This is a genomic window from Annamia dubia NIES-4383 (assembly GCF_055394725.1).
Window position 1 is genome coordinate 3,618,225 of sequence record NZ_AP025630.1, and the last position, 26,522, is coordinate 3,644,746.

The following is a 26,522-nucleotide window of genomic DNA, read 5'->3' on the forward strand; positions in this document are numbered from 1 at the left end:
TTTAACATTTAGTAGTATACTTGATTATGTCATCAAAAAGAAAAAAAATCAATAATTATGGACAAAATTATTATTAAAAATATTCTAGCTTATGGTATTTTAGGTATTTTACCTGATGAAAGAGTTAACCGTCAACCGATTATTGTTAATCTTACTTTAGATATTGAAAAGGATTTTTTAAATAAAGCTTCAATTTCTGATAATATTAATGATGCGGTGGATTATAGTAAGATTTGTAATCTTGTAGTTAACCATATTGAAACGGCGGAAGATCAATTAATTGAAAAATTAATTATAGACTTGACTCGTTTAATTTTTACTCAATTTTTACCCATAGAAAAAGTTAAAATTAAAGTCGAAAAGCCGACTGCTTTAAAATTTGCTGACTCTGTGGGAATAGAAATTGAAAGAGTAAGAGCGGATTTTAATTAATCTTAAAATACCAATACATTGCCTTTTCATAAATTGAATTAGCAGTTGTATTTTAAGGCGAAAAAAGTGCTAGTGCTAATTTTAAAATTGATCTATTTTGTGATATTTTAACCTATTTAGCACTACGAAAAACAAGCACTGTACAATCAACTTCTTGAATTATTTGATAGGGAATATTGCCATAAATAGCCCGTTTTAAAAAACTTTCTTCCGATGCTCCTAACATTAGAACATCGCATTTTTTACGATTAATAAATTTAACAATAGCACTAATCACAGAATTAGATTGTAATGGCAATGGTAAAACGGTTGCATCTAAATTATGTTTTAAGTTTTCAATATGACCTAATAATTCTTGATAAGTTGGTTGGGAATTTTCAATAAAATAAACTTGAGCTAACCAAATTACTAAATTTTGAGGTTGTTGATAAATTTTACTTAAGGTTGGTAAAAACTCGAATAATTTATTAATATTTGCACCGCCGGCCGTGGCAATTAACCATTGTCCTTTGGTTAAATTGTTTTGACTAAAATGTTTTTTAATTCCGGGTTTTATTAATAATAAATCACAACTTATTTTATTAAAAACCGTGAATATAGTAGGGTGATCAGACCATTGAGCTATTACTAATTTAATATGTCTATCGTGGATTGTTTCTAAAATTCCCTGACTTTGTTCGTGGGATAATTTAATTTCTGTATTAATAAAAATTTGATTATGTCTGGCCATTCTTTCTAATTGTGCCATTAATTTTCTCACTTTTAAAGTATTAATTATTGTATGTTCTGGCCGTTTTTGTTTTGAGATTTCGATTACTGATAAACAGTCTAATTCATAACTATTATAGGCGGTAATAATACTGGCTATATTAAAAATTTCTTTTAAATCATCTCCTTGTGATATTAATAATAAAATGCGGCCTTTTCCGATAGCTGGAGAGCGTGTTTGATAGGTGCTATAGGATGGAATAGTCAGAGAAGATTGGGGATAAGATTTACCTGCTAATTCTTGTACTTCTACTCTAATAATATCAGTTCTGGTAATAATTCCTAATAATTTTTCCCCTTCAATTACTGGTAAACGTGATAGTTGATAACGATTAAGTATATATAAAACATCACTTAAAGATGCTTCTGGATAAACAGTAATTGGCTCAATTGTCATAAATTCTTTTAAAATTTGATTTCCTTTTTTTTGGTGAGTTTTTTCTAAATCTTTTTGGGTAACTATGCCTACTAAAATGCCATTTTCAACCACTGGAAAGCCACGATGATTTGAATTTGACATGGCTTTTAATACTTGATCTAAAGTTAAATTACTTTCTAATACTTCAACTTGATTTTGCATAACATCTTTGGCTTTTAAATCTGTTAAAAAATTACGATCACCCTGATCTTCTGTTAATAAAATACCGCTTTCTTTTAATAAATGTTGATAAAGTGAGCCTTTTGACACACTTTCTGCCACAATATAGGCGATCGCACAGCTAATCATCAGAGGTAATACCAAATTAAAATCGGCCGTTATCTCTACAATAATCACAATTGCAGTCATAGGTACTCTGATTACTCCCGTAAAAAATGCACCCATTCCTGCAAAAACAAACGTATTTAAAGATGAAACATCTAAAAAAACTCCTTCTCCTTTACCAATTAAATAACCTAAAGAAGCTCCTAAAACTAAGGCTGGGGCAAAAATTCCCCCTGAAGCGCCCGTACTATAGGCGATTAAAGTTAAGCTGAAATGAGCGACTAAGGCCAGGGCGGTGATCTGCCAGTTACCCTCTCCTTCCATTAAAAACTGTCTTAAGCCTGTGTTATCCCAGAATAGGGGAGGTAAACAGGCAATGACAATTCCAGAAATTAATCCTCCTAAACCGATTCTACTACTTAAAGATAGCCTTAAACTCTTATTAAATTTTAAACAGATTAAAATTCCTTCATTAAATATTCCACCTAAAACCCCTGCTATTCCTCCTAATAAAATATAAAAAGGGATTTCTATAGCTAAAAAACTACTTTTAATTTCTTTAGAAATATTAACAACTAAAGGTAAAGAAGTTTCCAAAACACCGGAAAAAACTGAAAAATTACTATGATCAAAAATCCTTGAGACCACTGCTCCGGTAAAAGATGCGATAATGGCGGTTTCAAGGGTTAAGCCGGAAACATCTCTCATCAATTCTTCTATCACAAACAAAACTCCGGCGATCGGAGTATTAAAGCCGGCCGCCAATCCTGCGGCCGCTCCGGCCGCAATCATTTGACGGCGATGGGCGGGAGAAGTGGGTAAAATGTCGCTCAGTTGAGCCGCTAAGGCCGCTCCGATATGGACGGTGGGTCCTCTACGACCTAAAGTTAAACCTGCCCCTAAGGCCAAAATTGTGGAAATAGCCTTCACTAGAGCGATTTTAAAGGACAAAGGGATCGGAAATCTTGCTAAGGCGGCTTTAACTTGGGGAATACCGCTACCTGCGGCCGGAGGGGCAAATTCTTCGGTAATCCACCCTGATAAAGCTCCTAAAGTTAAACCAAGTAAAGGTAGGGCTATAATTGCCCCCCATTGGTAGGCTAATTGAACTCTTAATCCTCCCACCCAATTAATCCCATTTTTCAATAAAAGGGCGGCTAGGCCTGAGATCAAACCGATCACACAGGCTTCAATCAGAGCATAACGAGGATTAATGGCAGAACTTCCTATTTTTTTGTGATTAAAAAAATGGGTTACTAATTTAATCAAGGGTTTAATTTTTAGTGTTAAATTTATTAAATTTTATTGTCTTTTCCACCAAGTGAAAAGGGCGAGAATTATACTGAATAAAGGAAACAAAATTAAGGCTAATAAAGTAATAATTGTTGATTGTAAAGGAGTAAGATTTAATCTTCTATTTTTGAACTCTTTTGGTCGAATAGATAAGGGATTTTCTTGATCATTAACTAACCATTTAACTGAGTTTAGAAAAATATCTCCATTTAATTGTTGTTCAAATAATCCATCAATGGCAAAACTTGAATCGCCAAATATAATTAGATGGGATTCAATCATTTTATCTGATTGATTATTTTTTGTTTGATTTAATTTACTTTTTGAATTAACACGAGTTAAAACAATTCCTATGTCTAAAGGTGCTTTAATATCTGTTTTTTCATCAAAAGTAATTTCCGTATTTTCCGTTAAATTTTTTAAATTTTCTGCCCATGTTTCTTCATTAGTTGTGACGAGGGAAACTGCATTGATTCCTTCAACATTAACCGTACTGATCGGGGTGGCAAAATCATAAATAGAAATCTCATTATTTAAGTTTTCAGTGATAGGATGATCGCTATAAAAACTAACAGCAAAAGTGGGTGGTTGTTCACTAGCCGGATCAATCACGATATAATCAAGATTTAATTCAACTCCCCAATTTTTTAAGATAGTTTCTAAACCTGTTTTAATTTGAGGTTCAATTAGGAATAATAAATTGCCACCTTGATCTAAATATTCTTGAATTAATTGAACTTCTGAATCTAATAATTTTCGTTTTGTTCCTGCTAAAATTAAAACTTTGCAATCATCAGGAATTTTAGTTTCATTGGCTAAAATTAAAGGGTTAACCTGATAACCTAAACTTTCTAAACTACTTACGGCTTGAGTCATTGAACCTTTACCAGTTATTAAAGAAGGTTCGCCATGACCTTGAATAAAATAAATTTGATAAGATTGATTTTGGAGGATTTTAGAAATACCGTTGGTTAATTGAATTTCTGTTAGTTGTGCATCTTGATTTAAAGTTGTTAACTTCTGTTTTTTATCACCATATTCGATAAAAATATCACCGATATTTTCAACTTTAAATTTTTGAGCTAAACCAAGTTTTTGATTGGGATCCACTGATTCAAATTGAAAGTTAGAATTATATTTTGCATATTCTTTAAATAGGGTAGAATCTAATTGTTTACTTTGATCTTCAAAGACCCAAATTTTTAAAGGTTGAGTTAATTTTTTAACAGTTTCTATTGTTTGTGGTGAGAGGGTAAAAATTTTAGTTTCAGTTAAATCTAAAGTATAATTATAACGAAAAGCAAGAAAATTTACGACAATAATAATCGTCATTACTGAGATAGTAGAAATTAAGGCATTTGTTCCTACTTGGGTTGAACGTTTTTGCCAGAAATTAGTAGCTAAAGTTAAAACGATTAACCAACTAATTAATAAAATAATTCCTAAAATTAAGAAAATTATAGGAATGCTAGAGGGCTTTGGAGACAGCAGTTGAGCAACTAAACCTGCTACAATGAAAATAACTCCTAAACACCAAAAATATTTAATTAAAAATTTTTTCATATTGGATTAATTCAAGTAAGGTAATAAATAGTTATTGCTTAATTTCTTTGAAATCTAAAAGTTTCTACAGATTGGGCTGTTAGAAAAATTCCTAATATAATATAACTTAAAAACACAATAATACTACTACTATCAAAAACTCCTTTGACTAAATTATTATAGTTATTAAGTAGGGAAATATGGCTTAAAATGTTACCAATAATTCCGCCAATATTGTTAGATATTACTTCAATAATCCACAGAAAAAGCACTAGAAAAAATGTTAAAATTGCGGCAAAAATTGAACTATCGGTTAAAGAAGAAATGAACATTCCCAATGATAAAATAGAGGCGGCTAATAGAATTAAAGCTAAATGAGCTAATAAGGGAACCCCTAAAGAAAGGGGAGGATTTGCTGTATTAAAAGCAATGGCTTCATATAATAAAAATGGAGCGATCATGGTGATAAAAAATGTTAGAACTCCTAATAATTTTCCCACAGCAACTGACCAGTTTGTAAGGGGCGAAGTTGCTAAAAGTTCTAATGTTCCTTGCCTTTTTTCTTCAGCATAAAGACCCATTGATAAAATAGGTAAAATAAATAAAACTAACGACCCCATTACATCAAAAAAACCTTTTAAAAATTCATAGGTAACATCAATAGGGGGGAGGGTGTATCCCATTTTTTCTTGATTGATAACATCTTGAATAATGCCAAAAGGACTGAGTAATAAAACCCAGAAAAAAAAGCCGGACATCAGCCAAAAAACCGTAGTAATAATATAGGGTAAAGGCGAGGTAAAATAACTCTGAAGTTCTTTGCGAAAAATAGCAATGATATTGTTAAAAATAAGCATAAATTAATTAATTCTATTATTTTTACTAAATAGAATTATAACAAAAAGTTAGATTTTAAACTTGATAAATTGTGAACTGATATGTGAACTGATAACTGTTTTAATCTTTAATCAATCCATTTTACTTCAGTTAGTTCTTCATTTGGGAGTTTTCCTAAATCTTCTTTTTCCGATTGAAGATAAGTGTCTTTAGAAAATTGAGAATAAGTTTCTTGATGGGACTGAATATGAGTTTCAGGTGAATTGATCGCCGTTTTTGCTTGTTTTTCTTTTTCGGTTGCCTGAGCTTTTTGTTCAGAATTAAAAGTCATAATATATGATGAATTATTATTATGATTTTTAAATAAATTTTCTGACAAAAAATCTAAAGTTTTTTGCTTTAAATAACCTTTTAAAACTGCGACAGAACCAAAGCGAATCAAATTGTGTTTTTGTTCTTCTAAAATAGAATTAATTTGATCTTCTGTTAGTAATTTTGCCTGTTTTAAATAATAACCGATTTTTTCCTTTTTTTGTTGTTGTTTGATTGTGGGAAAATCCATCACAAAAAAGTCGGCGGTTTCTTGAGCGATCCAACCTCTTAATGCTAAAATTTCACCAAATAACAAAGAATCATCATACTGTTGATCTTGTAAAGCCACTTCTATTTGATAATCAGAAATTAAACCTGCTTCTTTTAAAATATAACCTAATGGTTGATGAACTGTAATTTGAGAGATTTGTGTCACCATAAACTTGACCTCCCTTGATTTGTTTAAATGAAAAATTAGTATAAGTAAATGTCTTTTTTTTGCAAATATTTTGAAAATAAATTGTCTTTGAAGACCTGCCCCTATAAATATAAATTTAAACTCAACTTTCCCTAAACCAATCAAGATAATAACAATTATTTACAAAATGTTACATTTTTTTAGATCTTTGTCTTCCCTTGATCAAATTTGAGACGATTAGCTTTTTAATTTAATCCTATTTAAAAATAAAATGTTATAATAATAGGGCTACCTAATCTTTAAAAATTATTGTTAATTGGAGTAAAAAATGTCTATTTTTTTTCATGAACAATTGTATCGGAAATCTAATTTAATGGAAAAATTTAAAAATACTTCTATTGCAATTTGTGGAGGTGGTGCTTTAGGTGCAAATTTATTAGAAAATCTTGCTAGAACTGGCTTTCAGAACCTTAAAATTATAGATCGAGATCGAATTGAAGAAAGAAATTTATCTACTCAGCCTTATTATAAATCTGATATTGGCGCTTATAAAACCAAAATTATGATTAATAATTTATATCGGGCTTTAGGAATTATGGTGGAAGGAATCAATCAAGAATTGACTCAAAATAATATTAATTACTTATTAAATCAAAGTAATTTAATTATTGATACTTTTGATAATAGCCTGAGTAGAAGTATGGTTAAAGATTATTGTTTAACTAAAAATATTCCTTGTTTACATCTTGGTTTATCTGCTGATTATAGCGAGATTATTTGGAATAATTATTATCGCATTCCTTCACCTATTAATGATGATGTTTGTGATTATCCATTAGCCAGAAATTTAGTAATAGCTACCGTAGCAATTGCCTCAGAAGTTATTATTAATTATCTGGCCACAGGTGTTCAAAATAATTATACTTTTACCCTTAAAGATTTTGCAGTAAAACCATTTAATAATTAAATATTTTAGCTAATTAACTTGTGATCATTATGGTTAATAATATTCAGCATTTATCTCAAATATATGAAAGTGAAAATTCACAGGTTTATCGTGCTATTAGAATGAGCGATCATCAACCTATTATTATTAAAAAATTAAAAGAAAATTATCCCGCTCCTGAAAAATTATCCTGTTATAAAAAAGAATATAATATCACCCATTGTTTAGAAATAGATGGAGTAATTAAAGCCTATAGTTTAGAAGAATCAGAACATAGTTTATTAATTATTTATGAAGATTTTGGCGGAGAATCACTGCGGTATTTATTAGATCAAAATCAATCAAAAAATCCTTATTTTACCCTCAAACAATTTTTAGAAATAGCCATTAAAATTACTGAAATTTTAGGAGAAATTCATCAACATAATATTATTCATAAAGACCTTAATCCTTCTAATATTGTTTTTAATCTCCAAACCAAAGAATTAAAAATTATTGATTTTGGAATTTCTACTCAATTTTATCGAGAAAATATTTCCTTTAATTTCCCTAATTTGTTAGAGGGAACATTAGCTTATATTTCACCAGAACAAACTGGCAGAATTAACCGTAGTATAGACTATAGAACTGATTTTTATGCTTTAGGATGTACTTTTTATGAATTGTTAACAGGACAAGTGCCTTTTCTTTGTGATGATTTAATCGAATTAATCTATTCCCATCTAACTAAATTACCTTTATCTTTTCAAGAAATTAATCAAAAATTAATTAATATTCCTTCAATTATCGAGAAAATTGTTTTTAAATTAATGGCTAAAACTCCCGAAGAAAGGTATCAAAGTGCATGGGGAATTACTCAAGATTTAAAATATTGTTTACAACAGTTAGAAGAAACAGGAACAATTCAAAATTTTTTATTAGGAGAAGAAGATTATTCCCTCCAATTAATTATTCCTGAAAAATTATATGGGAGAGATAGAGAAATTAAATTTTTAAATAGCAATTTTGATTCATTTTTCAATGAGCAAAAAAAAATAAATAATCAGAAGAAATATTTATTTTATATTCTGGGAGAATCAGGATTAGGAAAAACCGTTTTAATTAAAGAAATTTATCCACAAATTACCGTAGAAAAAGTTTATTTGATTGAGATTCAATTTAGGGAAGAACAACAAAATTTGGCCTTAGAGGCCTTAGTAAATGGCTTAAGACAATTTTTTAAACAATTAACAAAAGAAAATAAAAATTTTTTAAATAAAATTCAAGAAAAACTAATTAAAACTTTCTCAGATAATCTCAATTTATTAATCAATATAATTCCTGAAATCAAATTGCTGATCAATCAAAATATTATGGAAAATATCAAGATTAATTTAACTGAATTATCCTTATATCAATATCATCAATTAATCAAAAAAATAATTTTAATGATTATTGAATTTGATCTTCCTCTCGTTTTATTTTGTGATAATTTACAATGGGCTGATCCCCCTAGTTTAAAAATTATTAAATTGTTAGTTGAACTTGCCCCCCATAATTTATTCTTAATTATGGCAAGTAGAAATAGTAATTTTCTTGATCTGTTACCTGAAAATATTAAGCTCAATCTACAGATTATTACCCTTATTAATTTAGACTTAAATCAAGTCAAATTAATGTTAATAGATACCTTCAAATGTAGCTCTTTAAAAGCTTATGAATTAGGTCAAATTTTCATTAAAAAAACAGGGGGAAATCCTTTTTTTCTCAAAGAGTTTATTCTCTTATTAAATCAAAAAGATTTAATTATATTTGATCAATCTACCCATATTTGGCAATGGGATTTAATCAAAATAGAAGCAGAAGAAATTAGTATTAATATTGCCGATTTAATTATCTCAAAAATTAAAGAACTTCCTGAAATAGAACAAAATATTTTAAAAATAGCTGTTTGTTTTGGCTATAATTTTAATATTAAATCTTTAGCTAAATTATTAAATTTAACTTTAGTTAAAATAGATGAAATTTTACGATCTTTAGTAAAAAAATCTATGATTGTACCATTATTTTCTCCGGTAAAAATTAGCAATCAATCTACTTCTTTACCTTACCTAGAAACTGAAGATTATCAATTTTCTCATCAGCGATTTTATCAAGCAATTTATGATTATTTATCTTTAGAAGAAAAACAAAAAAATCATTTGAATATTGCTAAAAATATGTTAGCAAATTTACATTCTTTTGAATTTGAAAAGAATTTATTAAAAATTGTTGAACACTATAATAAAGGGATGATCATTAATCCTGAAAATGAAAAAGAAATTATTAATTTAATCCAGTTAAATTTATTAGCCGCCAAACAAGCTAAATTAGAAAAAGTTTTTGCCTTGCATTGGATTGAATTTTCTTTAACTTTAATTAATAATTTAACTGATCCTTGGCAAAATCATCATCAACTAATGATTACTATTTATCAAGAATTAATCACAGAAAAATTTATTAATGGTGATTTTATAGTAGTGGAAAATTTATGTAAAATTGCTTTAAATCAGCTTAATAATTTATCAGAAAAAATTAACTTTTATGAATTTTTAATTAAAATAAAAAATATTAATAATTGCTATCAAGAATCTTTAAAAGTAGGCTTAGATTTACTTTTAAAATTAAAGATTGACTTAAATCAAATCAAACAAAATGATCAAGTTGATCTTGAGTTATTTGACTTTGATAATCCTCCAAATTACGAAAAAAATCTTAATCAAGAATCTCAAATTGCTCTGAAAATATTAGTTAATTTATTACAACCTGCTTTAATTATTAAACCTCAATTAATTATCCCTTTACTTAAGGCAATTATTGAGCGATCAAATTATCCGAAAAATGCTTATTTTATCAACATTGCCTATAGTTATTATAGTCTTTTTCTCTGTCAAAAAGTTAAAACAATTAAAACGGCTTATTATTTAGGAAAAATCACTTTAAGATTATTAAAAACTTTTAATATTAAGGATAATTCATCTCAAATTACTCAAAACTTTTATGGGATTATTCAACCTTGGCACATTTCGATTCAAAAAACAATAATTCCCTTAAAAGAAAATCTGAAAAAAGCTTTAGAATTTGGTGATTTAGAAAGTATTGGTAATACGGTAACATTAAGTTGTCAAAATTTATTTTTAGCTGGAAGAAACTTAGGAGAAATTAACCAAGAATGTGAAGATTATTTAGATTTAACTCAACAATTAAATTTAAGTTATTCTGCGCAAGAAGTTAAACTGTGGCAACAATTAATTTTTAAATTTAAACAACAGAATTATTCACAACAAGATTTTATCAAAAATAATGAATATTCCCAAGGAAATTACCTGTTTATTTACTATTTTACCCAAACTATTTATTATTATTATTTTAAAGATTATACTCAGGCTAAACAACAGGCTAATTTAGCAAAAAAATATGTGAAAGGAATTAAACATTTATATATTTATTCTCAATTTATTTTCTATCATGCTTTAATTTTAATTAGTCAATATTTTCAAAGTAATAATTTAGAACAAAAATCTATTTTACAACAGGTAAATTATGCCCAAAAATTACTGCAAAAATCCGCCGAAAATTGCTCGGTTAATTTTGCCCATTTAGCTCATTTAATTGAGGCTGAAAAAATGAAAGTTTTACGCAATTATTGGCAAAGTTTACAATTTTATGATCTGGCAATTCAAGGAGCGATCGCCAGTCAAAATTTACCACAAATTGCTTTAACTTATGAATTAACAGGAGAATTTTGTTTAACTCATCAACTAGAAAAATTAGCACAAATTTATCTTAAAGAAGCCCATTATTATTATCAAAATTGGCAAGGCATTAATAAAGTTAAAGCCCTAGAAAAACAATATTTTAATCTTTTAACGATAAATCAATTATTAACTGAACATAACTTTTCTAAATTATCAACTATTAGTAGTAATAGTAATTTATCAGAATTTGATTTGCAAAGTATTGTCAAAGCATATCAAGCAATTTCTCAAGAAATTCATTTAGATAATCTCTTAAATCAAATTATGAAAATTGTCCTTGAAAATGCAGGTGCTGATCAAGGTATTTTATTATTTTATCAAGAACAAAAATTAATTTTAGTTGAAATTATTAATTCCCAAAAATCCATAATTAAAGCTCAAGAATTTAAGGATTTAGAAGATATTTCACCCCTAGTTTTACCCCATTCTATTTTATATTATGTCAATCGTACTCACGAAAATTTAATCTTAAATAATCTTAATTATGAGCATCAATTTTTACAAGATCCCTATTTAATTAAACATCAACCTAAGGCCATTCTTTGTTTACCCTTAATTTATCAACAACAACTAATTGGCATTTTATACTTAGAAAATAATCTAACTAATGATATATTTACCCCTCAAAGAATAGAACTTTTAAATTTGCTTTGCGCCCAAGCTATTATTTCGTTACAAAATGCTCAATTATATTATACTTTAGAACAAAAAGTAGAAGAAAGAACAGCAGAATTATCTCAACTTATAGAAGAATTAGAAACAACTCAAAAACAATTAATTGAAGCAGAAAAAATGGCATCCTTAGGAGGTTTAGTTGCTGGAGTTGCCCATGAAATTAATACCCCCGTTGGTATTGGAGTAATGATGGCTTCTCACCTAGCCCAAGAAACAGGAAAATTCAAACAAAATTGTGAAAGTGGAGCTCTTAAAAGATCAGTTTTAAATGATTATTTAGAAACAGCAATTGAAAGCAGTCAATTAATTTTAAATAATTTAGAAAAAGCCGCCCAATTAGTGCAAAGTTTTAAACAAGTTGCAGTGGATCAAAGTCATTTAGAAAAACGGATTTTTGGGGTTAAAGAATATTTAGAAGAAATTTTAATTAGTTTACAACCAACCCTCAAATCTACTAATTATTTTGTTACAATTGAAGGAGATGAAAAAATAAAAATTGAAAGTTATCCGGGGGCATTTTCCCAAATTATCACCAATTTAATCATTAATTCAATTCAACACGCCTATCCCACAGGCAAAATAGGCCGTTTAAAATTGAAAATCAAATTAAAAAATAAGAATCTGGAAATTCGCTATAGCGATGATGGTTGTGGCATTTCCCCTGATAATTTAACTAAAATTTTTGAACCATTTTTTACTACTTCCAGAAATCAAGGAGGCACTGGTTTGGGTTTACATATTGTGTATAATTTAGTTCGACAAACTTTAAAAGGAACGATTTATTGTCAAAGTGAATTAGGCCTAGGAACGACTTTTATTTTAACTATTCCTATTGAACATTTACCTATGATTAATTAGCTATCAAATTAATAATTGATTATGAATATTAATCCAAAAGATGAAGAAATTATTATTATAGAAGATGAAGATCACGATCAGATTAAATCGTCATCATCAATCATTATGAAAGATCAAGAATTAATTAATTCTTGGCGGATTTTAATTGTAGATGATGATCCCGCTATCCATCAAGCTACTAAATTAATTTTAAAACACTTTACTTTTGAGGAGCTTCCTTTAAGTTGTTTATCCGCTTATTCCGCCGAAGAAAGTATTAATTTAATTGAAAAAAATCCTGATTTAGCTGTTATTTTATTAGATGTAGTTATGGAAACTAATGACGCAGGATTAAAAGTAATTCATCATGTTAGAAATATTTTAAATAATCAAATTGTTAGAATTATTGTGCGCACAGGACACCCAGGAGAAGCCCCTGAAGATTGGTTAATGAGTGATTATGAAATTAATGATTATAAAACAAAAATTGAACTAACACAAAATAAATTAATGACCAGTTTAATTTCTGCTTTACGTTCTTATCATCAATTAAAATCAGAATTAAATAATCTTGAAAAACTGCAACAGGATTTAAAAAAAACTCAACATTTATTATCAAAAATAGAAGAAGAAAATCAAAAAGAAGAATTAAGATTAGCTAATTTATTTGCCGATGAAACTTAAACAAAATAAACATTAATTATTAACTCTTAAGTTAATCTAAAAATTCTAATTTTAAGTAATAATAAATAATCATTATTCTTGATTTTCGGTGTTAACTATTAAGGGTTTTCCCCACAAAACTTTTTCCTTTTTATATACTACCATTCCGGGTTTAGCACCTTTAGGTTTATAAACAAATTTAGGATAGGTATAAACCACTGGAACTTGCTCAGATTGACGAGAACGGCTATAATAAGCCGCCAAATTAGCCGTAAATTGTAAATCAATATCTTCAGCAACATCACCTGGTTTTAATCTTAATAATAAATGACTTCCAGCAATTTCTTGAGTATGAAACCAAAGATCATAATCTCCCGCTATTTTAAAGGTTAAATAATCATTTTGTTTATTATTTCTTCCTACCCAAACTTCAAAACCAGAAGGACTTTTATAAATATGTGGTAAAGATTCATTTTGACGACTTTGCTCCTGTTTTTGATAATTTTTGAGGTATTTTTGTTGGATTAATTCCTCTTTAATTTCCGTTAAAGTTTGTAAATCTTGTTCATTTTGATAATCATTTAATTGTTGTAAACTTTGTTCAACCTGTTGTAAATAATTAATCTCAATTACCACCTCATTTAATAAAGGTTCAACCGCATTTTTAGCCCTTTTTAACTTTTGATGTTGTTTATAAAAACTTTGGGCATTTTGAACCGCATTTTTTTCAGGATTAAGAGTTAATTTAATCGGTTTTCCCGTCATAAAATCATTTAAAATAATCTCTTTCATTCCTAACTGCCATAAATGCAAATTAGCCATTAATAAATCCCCATATTCACGGAAAAGATCAGCCTGATCAGACTGTTTTAATCTAAAACTAAAACTATCAGCTTTTTGTTGTAATTTAGCTAAAATATTTATTAATTTTTGGCTTAATTGATGTTTAATTGTTTTAAATTGTTCTTGATTGAGTTGATCTTGATAATAATTATTAATTAAACTATTAACATCAGTTGTTAAATATAGATTATTTTGCCAACCTAACACAGTATAACCATCTGAAGTAAAACTAGGTTTAAAGTTACCATTGTCTAAAATAGTTAACCATTCTTGCCATTTTTTGAATAATTGATCCCAATTTTCTTGAGTTAAATTATCTGTAGTTTGTTCATGATTAAAATTACAAGCTAAAATCATCTCTTTCACCACATGAGGGCTTAAACCACGATAATTTTCTAATAACTGACTGGCAATAGATTTAGGGATTAAACTAACCCTTTCCTGCCAAGATTGTTGAGATTCTGTTAAACTTGGAATATTTTTAGTTAAGGCGGGAGGAATTTGATATTTTTGTCCTGTTTGAATCGTTCTAAAACTAGATTTTTTAGCGTTAATTTGTTGAGCCACAGTCACAATATTTTGCTGACCATCTGTTAAAATAACATTGCTATATTTACCCATAATTTCTACATATAAATGCCAAACGGGATTATCTCCCGGCCTCTGGGCAAATTGAAAATCAATTACCCTTTCCCAAGGGGAAATAGTATCAAGGGAAATTAAAGCGTAACCCCCCAATTGATGACGTAATTGATCACTAAAAGTAAAGGTATCTTTTAATTTGGGCGGGTTATTTCCTAAACAAATTCTTGCCCCTTGGGGATGCCATGAAATCGTCAACCAAGCTCGTTTTTTTAAAGTGCGTAAACCTAGTGAAATTTTATGAGCATCCCACTGATAAACCTGTTCAATTTTTGCAGGTAGCCAATTTTTTTTAAGTTCTAAAATTAGGGCAATTAAGGTAGTAAAATCAACGGTTTGCATTATAATTTTAAGTTAGTAGTAAACAAAATCAATTTTAACATTAAGAAATCCAAAATTAAGAAAAAAATTTGTTAAACTTAAAAATTTAACTTTTGTTAATTGGGCTTAATTGTTTTCTCAATTAGCTTAATCTTAGAATTACTTAAAAATTAATTATTTCCCTTAAATTTTGATTAGTTTTAATCAAATTTATTGACTTAAAAATTATCTTTTTACCTGAATTTTTGAAAAATTCTAAAAAACCCCTTGTCAAAGTTTAGATTTAATGCTATATTATGTAGATAACTGATAACTGGTAACTGGATGGGGGTTAACAAGCTTTGCTTGTTAGCTCCCTTACTGTTTTAGGAAAATTGATTTTCCCTTTCTTGAATAATTTTGACACCATGAGAAGTGCCAAGACGAGTCGCCCCTGCCTTGATCAACTCCACCGCTTGATCGGCACTATGAATACCACCGGCCGCTTTAATGCCAATTTTACCTTTAGTTATTTCATGTAACATTTTAACATCAGCGAGATTAACCCCACCAAACCAGCCCGTATTGGTTTTTAAAAACGAAACTCCGGCATCCATACAAATTTCAGCTACTAGACGTTTTTCCGTATTTGTTAATAAATTAGTTTCTAAAATTGCTTTAACTGTTTGATCAGTTTCTTCACAAATTCTCGCAATTTCTTGATAAATTTCTTCCGATTTTCCCATTTTTAGCCAACTTAAATTAATCATTAAGTCTAACTCTGTCGCTCCATTTTCCACCGCTTCTAATGCTTCTTGTAATTTAGTTTGAGTGGTATTTGTGCCTGTGGGAAAACCAATTACTGTACAAATTTTAATCCTTTTTTGATGTAAAATTTCTTTGGCTATTTTTACAAAACAAGGATAAACACAAACCACAGGAAAATGATATTGATCGGCTTGTTTGCAAGCCTGTTCAATTTGTTCTTTGGTAGCAGTAGGATTTAAGATCGAATGATCAATATATTGTGCTAAATCTAACTCTTTATTTTCAGTTCTCATCAAATTTATTCCTCTTAAAAATGTTATTTTTAACAATTAACAGTGGACAACAACTTTTTTGATACCCAGTTGTCAAGTGATCACTATTCATAGTTTACAATATTAATGGACAATTCTCCAAATTTTATTATTAATTAATTAACTTCTCAAACTATGGAAAGAATCACTGAACCTGAATTAATGTTAGATGAAGCTCAAAGTTTGGCTTATGCTCAAGCAGATTTTGAAGAACCTCATAGTAATTTTATCAGATTATTTCAAGCTAAATTTAAACATAATATGACGGGTAAATTTTTAGATTTAGGTTGTGGCACAGGTGATATTACTTTAAGATTGGCAAGGGCTTATCAAGATTGTAACATTGATGGGCTTGATGGTTCTAACTCGATGTTAAATTTTGCCAAAAAAGATTTAGTTAATGCAACGGAAAATCTACACAATCGAGTTAATTTTTATCAAGGAATTTTGCCAGAATTTTCTTTAAATACAAAGGGTTATGATGGTATTATTAGTAATAGTTTATTACATCATTTGCATAATCCTTTAATTTTGTGGCAAACTATTAAGAAATACAGCAAAAATCAAACTATAATTTTTATCATGGACTTGTTACGTCCTGATCATATTAATCAGGCCAAAGAATTAGTTAAAATTTATGCTAATAATGAGCCACAAATTTTACAAAGAGATTTTTTTAATTCCCTTTGTGCTTCGTTTACTTTAACAGAAATTAAAGCACAATTAAGCACAGAAAATCTTGATTATTTAACAGTAGAACAAGTCAGCGATCGCCATGTAATAGTTTATGGAAAAATTAATGATAAATTCCTTTAAAAATGTTTTATCTTCACCAATTGTCAACTGTCAATTGGTAAAATAATTCTATCTTTATTTTTTGCTCAACATTATGTTAACCCAAATTAAACCCCCAACTCGTAACTGGAAACCCATTATTCAAGAATTACAACAAATAATTGGTAAAAATGGTGTAATTAGTCGCAAAGAAGAATTATTAACCTATGAATGTGACGGTTTACCCGTTTATCGCCAAAAACCAGCCATTGTGGTACTTCCCCGCACTACCGAAGAAGTGGCCGCCGTTGTTAAATTATGCGATCACCATGACATTCCTTGGGTAGCGCGTGGAGCGGGAACAGGCTTATCGGGTGGGGCTTTACCCGTTGAAGACTGTATTTTAATTGTTACCGCCAGAATGAACCGTATTGTGAGTATAGACTACGAAAATCAAAGAATAGTGGTACAACCCGGAGTTATCAATAACTGGGTAACGCAGGCCGTCAGTGGTGCGGGGTTTTTCTATGCCCCCGATCCCTCCAGTCAAACTGTCTGCTCGATCGGTGGTAATATTGCGGAAAACTCAGGCGGTGTCCACTGTTTAAAATATGGGGCTACCACTAACCACGTTTTAGGCTTAAAAATAGTCTTACCAGACGGCTCAATTATAGATACAGGGGGGATCCCAGAAATGCCGGGCTATGATCTCACTGGCTTATTTGTTGGCTCAGAAGGTACACTCGGCATAGCCACTGAAATAACTCTGAAAATCTTGAAAACACCGGAAAAAATTTGTGTTGTGTTGGCAGATTTTACCAGTATTGAAAATGCCGGAAGCACTGTTACGGACATTATTCAAGCCGGAATTATCCCGGCCGGCTTAGAAATTATGGATCATTTAGCCATTAATATTGTAGAAGAAGTGATGAAAATAGGCTGTTATCCAAGGGATGCAGAGGCTATTTTATTAATTGAATTAGATGGAATGCCCATTGAAGTGGAAAAAAATAAAGAAAAAGTAGCACAAATTTGTAAAAAAAATGGGGCAAGAAATCTTACTTTTGCCAATGATGAAGAAACCAGATTAAAACTTTGGAAGGGGCGAAAAGCCACCTTTGGAGCGGCCGGCAAAATGAGTCCAGATTATTTTGTGCAAGATGGGGTGATCCCACGCACCCAACTAGCCCCCGTTTTAAAAGAAATTAACCGTTTAAGTACCCAATATGGTTACTCGATCGTCAATGTTTTTCATGCTGGAGATGGCAATTTACACCCAGTGATTTTATTTGATCATAACTTGCCCGGGGACTTGGAAAAAGTAGAAGAATTAGGAGGAGAAATCTTAAAACTATGTGTGAAGGTGGGGGGTAGTATTTCAGGTGAACATGGCATCGGCTCGGATAAAAAATGCTATATGCCTGATATGTTCAGCCATACCGACTTGGAAACAATGCAATATATTCGCAGTGTTTTTAATCCCAAACAATTAGCCAATCCTACCAAAATCTTCCCTACTCCTCGCACTTGTGGCGAAAATTCTAATCAAATTAATAGAGAACTTCAAAACAATCAAATAACATTTAAAGAATTAGAATTATTTTAGGGACTAACAGTAAAAAGCTTTATCTGATAAGATTTTTCCCTAATTGTTAAAAACTGTGACAGTTAAAAATGTGGTATAATTGCGGTTCAATCCCTGATTACTCATGTATATTAGAGGTAATTAAAAGTGGAATCGAGCTTAACAATCTCAATTTAATTGAAATTGAAAGCAAAAAAACTACTTTAATTAACTGTCAAAATATAAAACACCAAACAAAAGTACATAAAATTCTTATAAAATAAGTACACATTCAGGTGTGAGGAACTAAAAAAATGTCTAAATTACTCTGGAAATCTTTAATTTTAAGCTCGGCTGTGGTAGTGGGTGCGAACGTAACTTCCGTTTCCGCTCAAACTTCTAACAGCGAAATTTTAAATCAAATTAATCAATATAACCAAGAAGGGACTGTAAACCAAGGTCAAATTCGTAGTGTTAACGAATTAAGAGACGTATCTCCCAGAGATTGGGCTTATCAGGCTTTAAGAAATCTGGTTGAAAATTACGATTGTATTGAAGGTTATCCCGACAGAACCTTCAGAGGAAATCGTCCTTTAACCCGTTATGAGTTTGCCGCAGGTTTAAATGCTTGTTTAGAGAAATTAAACGGCCCTAGTGGTGACTTCGTTACCCGTGAAGAATTTGACCAATTACAACGCTTAGTTGACCAATTCAGACCTGAATTAGAAGCTTTAGGCGCTCGTGTTGATAGTTTAGAAGCTCGTGTTGATGAATTAGAAGATAACCAATTCTCTACAACCACCAAATTAACTGGAGAAGCTATCTTTGCTGCCACTGACGTGTTCGGTGGAGATTTTACTGGTGGTACTCCTAGTATTGGTGATGATAACAACACCATCTTCGGTGATCGTGTTCGTTTAACTCTTAACACCAGTTTCACTGGAGATGATTTATTAATTACCCGTTTAGCCGCCGGAAATTTAGCTCCTTTCTCTACCACAACTGCTGGTGTGACAACAACTCATCCCGAAACAACTCAAACCTTTAACCTTGGTAACAATGGTAATGATGTGGTGATTGACTGGGCGGCTTACTACTTACCTGTAGGTGAGGGTGAAGTTTATATTGCGGCGGCCGGTGGTATTCACAGTGATTATGTGAAACAAACCAATAACCCTTACTTTGAAGGTTATGATGGTGGAAACGGTGCCTTATCTACCTTCGCTTCTGAGAACCCCATCTATCGGATCGGTGGTGGTGCAGGTGTAGGTGCTACCGTACCTTTAGGCGATACCGCTAATATCCGTTTAGGTTACTTAGCTGATGAAGCGTCTAACCCCGCTGATGGTAATGGTTTATTCAACGGAAACTATGCCATGTTAGGTCAGGTTGATTTTGAACTAGGCGATAAATTCGGTTTAGGTTTAACCTATGTTAATGCTTATAACGGTGTTGGTAGTGCAATCTTTGATGCTGGTGGTGCTACTGGTATTGTTGGAACAACCGATGCTAACTTAGCTTCAGCACTTGTAAATACTTCTGGTACAGTTTCTAACTCCTATGGTGCTTCTGTAGCATGGATGCCTAGTGATAAAATCTCTATCAGTGGTTTCTTCAACTATACTGATGCCATTGTTCTTAAAACTGGTGGTGCAGAAATCTGGTCATACGGTTTAGGTGTTGCTTTCCCTGACTTAGGTAAAGAGGGTAATGTTTTAGGTATCTTTGGAGGCGCTCAACCTTATGCAGGTAATGTTCTAGCCACAGCAGGTGATACCGTTCCTTATCACATCGAAGCTTTCTACAAGTATAAAGTTAACGAAAACATTTCCATCACTCCTGGTTTAATTTGGTTAACCGATCCCGAAGGTGATAGCAATGCTGTTAATGTTGATGATGCGATCATCGGTACTTTAAGAACTACTTTCACATTCTAATTAATTAGACATATTGTCATAATTAAAAGTAAAGAAAGAGACGTAAAAATTTACGTCTCTTTCTTTTTTTGATCGGGCTTAATCGTCTATTTCAAAGGCAGATTCAAGATATTTGATCACAGAAAAAGAACTGGGCTGATCTCGATTTTGATAGGTAACTAAAGCCACATCAAAACGTAAAATATAATCATTAAATTGGGGATTTTCTGTTAAAAATAATTCTGCACTTTTGATAATTTTTAATTGTTTTGTTGAGGTGATCGCCTCTATTCCTTGATGATCTAAATTAAATTTATTTCTAGTTTTTACTTCAATAAAGGCAATGAGATTAGTGTGATTTTGTGCAATTAAATCAATTTCTCCCCAACGACAACGCCAACGAGAAGCCAAAATTTTCCAGCCTTGATTGATTAACCATTGACTAACCGCTTTTTCTCCTAATTCTCCAATTTTAAGATTTTTTTGTGGTTTCTGATTCATTAGATCTGTTATTAATGTTATAATCGTTTTAGTTATTACTTAAATTTTACTTAAAATAATTTAAAAATGAAGGAGGCTTCAATTAATGTTATTAATCAAAAATAAGCAAATATCTTTAGTCAATTTAATTTTATCATTCTTAATTTTAATAGTAATTAATTTATTAATTGTTGTCAGTTTTCCTATGACAACTTTGGCCGTTGATTATAATAATAGAACTTTAATTGAAGAAGATTTTTCCCATCAAGATTTAACCGAAGCAAGTTTTGATCATGCTAACTTAAGAGGTAGTAATTTTAGTTATTCTAATTTAAGGGGAGTGCGTTTTTTTAGTGCTAGTTTATCGGGAGCAAATTTTGAAGGGGCTGATTTAAGTTATGCAATTTTAGATGCTACTCGTTTGACTAGAGTTAACTTTAAAAATGCAATTTTAGAAGGTGCTTTTATGACTAATATTTTAATAGATAAAGCGATAATTGAAGGTGCAGATTTTACTGATGTTTTATTCCGTGATGATATTCAGAAAAAATTATGTGAAGTCGCTTCTGGAAAGAATCCAAGCACTGGCCGAGATACTAGAGAAACTTTATTATGTGATTATTAGTCATTTATTATTGGTCATTTGTTATTGGTCATTTGGTCACAATCAATTATCAATTATTAATTATTACTTATTAATTGAGGTAGAATTATGGATAACTACCCTGAATCTCAGTTGACTGAATATAAAGCAAAATATCAAGCTAAAGGTTATGAAATTGAATCAATTTTAGGCACAAATAAAGCAGGTGGTAGAGTAACATATTTAGCTACAAAAATTGAGGAAAATAAGCCCGTTGTGCTTAAGGAATTTCAATTTGCTAAAAGTCAAGTAACTTGGTCAGATTATGAAGCTTATGAAAGGGAAATTGAGGTTTTAAAACAACTTTCTTATCCCAATATTCCCCGATATTTAGCAACAATTGAAACGCCATCTGGTTTTGCTTTAGTACAGGAATATAAACGGTCTACTCCTTTATCGGAAATTGATGATTTAAGTTTAGCAGAAATTAAAGAAATTGCAGTACAAATTTTAGAAATTTTATGTTATTTACAAAGTCATAAACCGCCTATTTTCCATCGAGATATTAAACCGGAAAATATTTTAATTGAGCGTAATAATGATCAATTAAATGTTTATTTAATTGATTTTGGTTTTGCGCGAAAAGGGGGCGAGAATATCGCTATGAGTAGTGTTGTTAAGGGTACTTTAGGATTTATGCCTCCTGAACAATTATATAATCAAAGATTAACTACCGCCTCTGATCTTTATGGTTTGGGGATGACAATTGTTTGTTTATTAACGAAAATTCCTTCTTATAAAATAGGGGAATTAATTGATCATCAAGGTAAATTAAATTATAAAAAACATTTGACTTTTAATGTTGATAAAAAGTTAATTAAATGGTTAGATCAAATGATTGCAACTAATCTTAATTATCGTTTTTCTGATGCTAATACGGCGTTAAAAGCCTTGAAAAGTCTTGATCATCAATTTTCTTGGTTAACTATTCCTAAACCTGCTTTAATTTCTGGTATTAGTAAAGGTTTAATTTTGTTACTATTATTGTTTTTTGGTTATCAGGTTTTTAGTAATAAAAAAACTAAACCTCCAGTAATATCTCAACCTCCTATTATTAAAGATAAAAATAGTTTAGAAAAGCAATTAAAATTTAATAAACATTGTAAAAAATGTGATCTAAGAGATTTTGATTTATCTGGAATGAACTTAAATGGGATTAATTTAATGGGTGCTGATCTTGAAGGTGCTAATTTAAAAATTACTAAATTACAAAATGCTAATTTAAAGGGTGCTAATTTGAGTAATACGGATTTAAGTAATAGTGATTTAACTAATAGTAATTTAATAGGTGCTAATTTAGAAAATGCTAATTTAAGTAAAAGTTATTTAGGAAATGCTAATTTAATGGGTGCTAATTTAATTAATACTAATTTAGCTGAAACTGTGTTTTGGAATGCTGATTTAACTGGTGCAAAAATTAATCTTAATAATATTAAAGATGCTAATTTAAAAGGGGCAATTTTACCTAATGGGCTGAAAGATAAAGATTAGATTTTATTAGTCTGTTTTAAGAATTAGAAATTTTTTTGTAATATTTTTTGATTTAATGTTAGAAAATACTACCCCCTAGCTTTGTAGGAGAGGGGGTAGGGAGTTCAGAAGAATGTTAAGTTTCGATATTTTGATCGCCATATTTAATTAATAAAGCAATGCCAATACTAACTACTAATATTAAAACCATACTAACAGCAGAACCAAATCCCCAATTACGGGAATAGCCTAAAAATTGATTATAAATTAAGCGCGAAATGGTCATACTTGAAGCACCTCCTAATAATTCTGGATCAACAAAATCCCCTAATCCTGTTATAAATACCAGTAAAGATCCCGCCGCAATTCCGGGAAATGTTTGAGGAATTGTTACTTTCCAAAAAGTTTGTTGAGGTCTTGCTCCTAGATCCGCTGATGCCTCTAATAGTCGTTGATCTAGCTTTTCTAAAGAAGCATAAAGGATTAAAACCATGTAGGGTAAATAGCTATAAGCCATGCCTATTACTACCGCCCAACCTGTGTTTAAAATGTCAATACTTGGTTGACCCCATGTAAAACTATTAGTTTCAAAATTAAAACTAGGAATATTAATTAATCCGAGAATACTATTTAAAACTCCTGATGGTCTTAAAATTGCCATCCACGCATAAGTTCTTAATAAAGATGATGTCCAAAGTGGTAAAATAAAGCCTAATAATAGCAAATTTCGCCATTTTTTTGGAGTCATTTGGGCGATCCAATAGGCTACGGGAAAACCGAATAATAAGCAAACAATTGTTGTAGCAATTGCAAAAAAAGTAGAGCGTCCTACTACTTTTAAATTAGTCGGATCAAACACATATAAATAGTTTTGAATATTGCTAGGATTAACAATTTCTCCGGGGCGAATATTGGGGACTAAACTTAATTCAAAAATGACTAAAGTTGGGACAACTAATAGCAAAAATAACCACAGGCCAGAAGGTGCTAATAAGATTAATCCTCCTAACCATTGGGGGGATATTTTTTGATTTTTAGTGTTAATTATTTCTTTTATTTTATTAACCATATTTACTGATTTGATTTTGCACAAGAAATATTTAATTTAATTTTATAATATAATCTTAATTAATTAACATTTGAATTTGTAAAGCTAAATTAACTTTAGATCGTAAGATTTTTGCTTTTGAGTCTTTTTTTCTACCTCGATCGTGACCAAAATAGGATAAAATCATTTTGTTATTTCAAAAATTAAAAGAGGTTAAATTTTATTATGTCCACATTACAGGGTAAAGTGGCGATCGTGACGGGTTCATCCAGAGGTATTGGCCGAGAAACAGCGATCGCTCTAGGCAAAGAGGGTGCAAAAGTTGTGGTAAATTATGCGAGTGCCAGTGATGCCGCCGATGAAGTGGTGAAAATAATTAAAGATAATGGATCAGAGGCAATCGCCGTTAAAGCTGATGTTTCTAAAGAAGAAGAAGTGAATCAGTTGATTAAAACTACCTTAGATCAGTTTAAACAAATAGATATTTTAGTGAATAATGCCGGAATTACCCGTGATACTTTGTTATTACGGATGAAATTAGAAGATTGGCAAAAAGTAATTGATCTGAATTTAACCGGAGTTTTTCTGTGTACAAAAGCCGTTCTTAAACCCATGATTAAGCAAAAAAGCGGTCGAATTGTTAATATTACCTCAGTAGCAGGATTAATGGGAAATCCCGGCCAAGCTAACTATAGTGCGGCTAAAGCAGGTGTGATCGGCTTTACGAAAACCGTAGCGAAAGAGGTGGCGACTCGTGGTATTACCGTTAATGCGGTGGCTCCGGGCTTCATTGAAACCGACATGACACACAGTTTAAATAACGAAGAAATTTTAAAATTAATCCCTCTCAACCGTTTCGGTCAACCCCAAGAAATAGCGGGAATGATCCGATTTTTAGCTAGTGATCCCGCAGGAGCTTATATTACGGGACAAGTTTTTAATGTTGATGGTGGTATGGTTATGTAAGGACGAATAATTAATCATAAAAAAAGTAATTTTTTCACATTTTTTTAAAGTTAAAAATGCCCTTATCCCCTTATATGGAGAAAAAAGAGCATTTTTTTTATTATTAAAAAATCAGAAAGTCTTGAATAATTCTCTTGATTTACTAAACAAAATTAATTTAATTTGCTCATTTTTTCTAAGTCTAAAACTTGATTTAATGTTGTTTCATCCATTAAACCTTTTTCTAATACTATTTGACGTAAAGATTTACCAGTTTCTAAGGATTCTTTGGCCACATTAGCGGCACTTAAATAGCCAATGTGAGTATTCAGAGCAGTTACTAAAGCTAAACTTCCTTCCGCATAATAATTACATTTATTTTCATTAGCGGTAATTCCTACTAAACAATTGTCAGTTAAAGCTTTAATTGTTTTACCTAATATCTCAATACTATGAATTAAATCATAAGCTATTAAGGGCATCATCACATTTAATTCTAATTGTCCGGCTTGGGCGCACAGTGCGATCGCACTATCATATCCCATCACTTGAAAACATACCATTGAGGTCATTTCCGCCATCACAGGGTTATATTTACCAGGCATGATCGAAGAGCCGGGCTGTACGGGGGGAAGTTGAATTTCCTTAAATCCGGTTTTTGGGCCAGAGTCCATTAATCTTAGATCATGGGAGATTTTAACCAGATCTTGAGCTAAATTGCGTAAACTACCGGATACACTCACAAACGGCGACATACTCTGCATGGCGGCCATTAAATGGGGGGCTGATTTCAGAGGTTTATGAGTTAAATCTGATAGGAGTTCAGCCACTCGAAAACGGTAGTTCGGATGGGTATTTAAGCCAGTGCCGGCCGCACTCCCTCCTAAACCTAAACTATATAAGTCTTTTTCTGAGTTTTCAACCCGATTAAGGTGATCGCTTAAAATTTGTGCATAAGCCCTAAAACTCTCACCTAGTCTAACAGGTACGGCATCCTGTAAATGGGTACGCCCTGATTTGACAATATCTTGAAATTCATCGGCTTTATTCTCTAATACAGTAATAGCCTCTGATAAAGCGGGGTATAAACAATGTTCTAAAGCTAGTAAACTACCAATTCTAATAGCAGTAGGGATTACATCATTAGTAGATTGTCCGTAATTTACATGATCATTAGGATTAATTCTCTGATAATTTCCCTTAACATCTCCTAATATTTCCAAGGCACGGTTAGCCAATACCTCATTAATATTCATGTGATGGGAAGTTCCCGCCCCTGCTTGGTAAATATCTACTACAAATTGATCTCGATATTGCCCCGTTAATATTTCGTCAATAGCCTGTACAATGGCTTTAGCGGTATCTTCGGCAATACAGCCCAACTCGCTGTTAGCGATCGCCGCCGCTTTTTTGATTAATAAACAAGCATCAACATAGGTAGGTAAAGGCTTGATCCCGCTAATGGGGAAGTTTTCAGTGGCGCGCAAAGTTTGAATACCATAATAAACATCGTCAGGGAGTTGTCTTTCTCCCATAGAGTCTTTTTCGATGCGAAAATTAGCTTGATTCATCATTAAATTAATTATTTTTGATCTTACAAAAACATTATAAACTAT

Annotated in this window: 19 protein-coding genes; 10 read left to right on the top strand and 9 right to left on the bottom strand. The window is 30.9% G+C overall.

Going from position 1 to position 26,522, the window contains the following annotated elements; all coding sequences use genetic code 11:
- Positions 1-57 precede the first annotated feature (57 nt).
- A complete protein-coding gene (gene folB, locus Anndu_RS16240; RefSeq protein ID WP_464102188.1) occupies positions 58-432 on the top strand; it encodes a dihydroneopterin aldolase in 375 nt (124 codons plus the stop codon).
- A gap of 112 nt (positions 433-544) precedes the next feature.
- On the opposite strand, the gene Anndu_RS16245 is transcribed toward folB, so the two are convergent.
- The 4 genes from Anndu_RS16245 to Anndu_RS16260 all read right to left on the bottom strand — a co-directional run bounded on the left by Anndu_RS16245 (position 545) and on the right by Anndu_RS16260 (position 6,326).
- Complete coding sequence (locus Anndu_RS16245; protein WP_464102189.1) at positions 545-3,172, bottom strand: chloride channel protein; 2,628 nt, start codon at positions 3,170-3,172, stop codon at positions 545-547.
- Between the two features lie 33 nt (positions 3,173-3,205).
- Entirely contained in the window at positions 3,206-4,759 is a 1,554-nt protein-coding gene (locus Anndu_RS16250) for a GldG family protein (RefSeq protein WP_464102190.1), read from the bottom strand.
- Positions 4,760-4,797: 38 nt separating this feature from the next.
- Entirely contained in the window at positions 4,798-5,595 is a 798-nt protein-coding gene (locus Anndu_RS16255; protein ID WP_464102191.1) for an ABC transporter permease, read from the bottom strand.
- A 107-nt stretch (positions 5,596-5,702) separates the two neighbouring features.
- Positions 5,703-6,326 carry a hypothetical protein gene (locus Anndu_RS16260; RefSeq protein WP_464102192.1) on the bottom strand — a complete coding sequence of 208 codons (624 nt, stop codon included), beginning with the start codon at positions 6,324-6,326 and terminating at the stop codon, positions 5,703-5,705.
- A 307-nt stretch (positions 6,327-6,633) separates the two neighbouring features.
- Here Anndu_RS16260 and Anndu_RS16265 point away from each other — a divergent pair, with 307 nt between their 5' ends.
- The 3 genes from Anndu_RS16265 to Anndu_RS16275 are packed head-to-tail and all read left to right on the top strand — an operon-like array spanning position 6,634 to position 13,223.
- Positions 6,634-7,272 (top strand): ThiF family adenylyltransferase, encoded by a 639-nt coding sequence (locus tag Anndu_RS16265; RefSeq protein WP_464102193.1) that lies wholly within the window; start codon positions 6,634-6,636, stop codon positions 7,270-7,272.
- A gap of 29 nt (positions 7,273-7,301) precedes the next feature.
- Positions 7,302-12,560 carry an ATP-binding sensor histidine kinase gene (locus tag Anndu_RS16270; protein ID WP_464102194.1) on the top strand — a complete coding sequence of 1,753 codons (5,259 nt, stop codon included), beginning with the start codon at positions 7,302-7,304 and terminating at the stop codon, positions 12,558-12,560.
- A gap of 21 nt (positions 12,561-12,581) precedes the next feature.
- The gene (locus tag Anndu_RS16275; RefSeq protein WP_464102195.1) at positions 12,582-13,223 is read left to right on the top strand and encodes a response regulator; all 642 of its coding nucleotides are present in this window, start codon (positions 12,582-12,584) and stop codon (positions 13,221-13,223) included.
- Between the two features lie 72 nt (positions 13,224-13,295).
- On the opposite strand, the gene Anndu_RS16280 is transcribed toward Anndu_RS16275, so the two are convergent.
- Together Anndu_RS16280 and deoC are read right to left on the bottom strand one after the other, a co-directional pair.
- Positions 13,296-15,029 (bottom strand): Rqc2 family fibronectin-binding protein, encoded by a 1,734-nt coding sequence (locus tag Anndu_RS16280; RefSeq protein WP_464102196.1) that lies wholly within the window; start codon positions 15,027-15,029, stop codon positions 13,296-13,298.
- Positions 15,030-15,373: 344 nt separating this feature from the next.
- On the bottom strand, positions 15,374-16,048 hold the full coding sequence (gene deoC / locus Anndu_RS16285; RefSeq protein ID WP_464102197.1) for a deoxyribose-phosphate aldolase: 675 nt from the start codon (positions 16,046-16,048) through the stop codon (positions 15,374-15,376).
- A gap of 153 nt (positions 16,049-16,201) precedes the next feature.
- Between deoC and Anndu_RS16290 the strand changes: the two genes are divergently transcribed.
- From Anndu_RS16290 to Anndu_RS16300, 3 genes are all read left to right on the top strand, one after another.
- Entirely contained in the window at positions 16,202-16,882 is a 681-nt protein-coding gene (locus tag Anndu_RS16290; RefSeq protein WP_464102198.1) for a class I SAM-dependent methyltransferase, read from the top strand.
- Positions 16,883-16,955: 73 nt separating this feature from the next.
- A complete protein-coding gene (gene glcD / locus Anndu_RS16295; protein ID WP_464102199.1) occupies positions 16,956-18,446 on the top strand; it encodes a glycolate oxidase subunit GlcD in 1,491 nt (496 codons plus the stop codon).
- A gap of 272 nt (positions 18,447-18,718) precedes the next feature.
- Positions 18,719-20,341 carry an iron uptake porin gene (locus Anndu_RS16300; RefSeq protein WP_464102200.1) on the top strand — a complete coding sequence of 541 codons (1,623 nt, stop codon included), beginning with the start codon at positions 18,719-18,721 and terminating at the stop codon, positions 20,339-20,341.
- A 78-nt stretch (positions 20,342-20,419) separates the two neighbouring features.
- Here the strand turns inward: Anndu_RS16300 and Anndu_RS16305 are convergent, their stop codons facing one another.
- Positions 20,420-20,821 (bottom strand): YraN family protein, encoded by a 402-nt coding sequence (locus Anndu_RS16305; protein ID WP_464102201.1) that lies wholly within the window; start codon positions 20,819-20,821, stop codon positions 20,420-20,422.
- A 184-nt stretch (positions 20,822-21,005) separates the two neighbouring features.
- Between Anndu_RS16305 and Anndu_RS16310 the strand changes: the two genes are divergently transcribed.
- Positions 21,006-21,425, top strand: a complete 420-nt coding sequence (locus Anndu_RS16310; protein ID WP_464104133.1) for a pentapeptide repeat-containing protein — start codon at positions 21,006-21,008, stop codon at positions 21,423-21,425.
- Between the two features lie 87 nt (positions 21,426-21,512).
- Positions 21,513-22,934, top strand: a complete 1,422-nt coding sequence (locus Anndu_RS16315) for a protein kinase domain-containing protein (RefSeq protein ID WP_464102202.1) — start codon at positions 21,513-21,515, stop codon at positions 22,932-22,934.
- A 115-nt stretch (positions 22,935-23,049) separates the two neighbouring features.
- Here the strand turns inward: Anndu_RS16315 and Anndu_RS16320 are convergent, their stop codons facing one another.
- Positions 23,050-23,982 carry an ABC transporter permease gene (locus Anndu_RS16320; RefSeq protein WP_464102203.1) on the bottom strand — a complete coding sequence of 311 codons (933 nt, stop codon included), beginning with the start codon at positions 23,980-23,982 and terminating at the stop codon, positions 23,050-23,052.
- Between the two features lie 204 nt (positions 23,983-24,186).
- On the opposite strand from Anndu_RS16320, the gene fabG reads away from it, so the two are divergent.
- A complete protein-coding gene (gene fabG / locus Anndu_RS16325; RefSeq protein ID WP_464102204.1) occupies positions 24,187-24,927 on the top strand; it encodes a 3-oxoacyl-[acyl-carrier-protein] reductase in 741 nt (246 codons plus the stop codon).
- A 152-nt stretch (positions 24,928-25,079) separates the two neighbouring features.
- Here fabG and Anndu_RS16330 read toward each other — a convergent pair whose 3' ends face one another.
- Positions 25,080-26,480 (bottom strand): aspartate ammonia-lyase, encoded by a 1,401-nt coding sequence (locus Anndu_RS16330; RefSeq protein WP_464102205.1) that lies wholly within the window; start codon positions 26,478-26,480, stop codon positions 25,080-25,082.
- Positions 26,481-26,522 lie beyond the last annotated feature (42 nt).